This is a genomic window from Mesorhizobium sp. CNPSo 4689 (assembly GCF_057784325.1).
On sequence record NZ_JBWLUZ010000113.1, the window covers coordinates 1 to 414 of the forward strand.

Consider the following 414-nt stretch of genomic DNA (forward strand, 5'->3'; position numbering starts at 1 on the left):
CTAGGACCAATCGACATTCAGGATTCAAAATTGCGTTGATGCATGATTCATAGGCTTCCAGATTCGATCTGGAGGACAATGGATGGTGTCGCGCTACGAACTGAGCCAGCGGCAATGGCAGCGCATCGAAGGTCTTTTGCCCGGAAAGGCAGGTGATCCCGGCCGCAGCGGCATAGACAATCGCCTGTTTGTGAATGGCGTCCTTTGGGTTCTGCGCTCGGGAGCGCATTGGCACGACATTCCCGAACGCTACGGCAAGTGGAAGACGCTGCATCAGCGTTTCAGGCGCTGGTCAAAGGCTGGCGTTTGGGAGCGTGTCTTTGCCGACCTGATCGATGATCCCGACAACGATTATGTGATGCTCGACAGCACATTGGTTCGCGCTCACCAGCAGGCGGCGACCGGAAAAGGGGG

The 414-nt window shown here is 56.5% G+C and carries 1 protein-coding gene; it reads left to right on the plus strand.

Annotation, left to right across the window (positions count from 1 at the left end; genetic code table 11):
* Nucleotides 1-85: 85 nt before the first annotated feature.
* Nucleotides 86-414 (plus strand): IS5 family transposase (locus AC04SI_RS33370; RefSeq protein ID WP_488475742.1); only part of this gene is annotated, 329 nt, incomplete at its 3' end.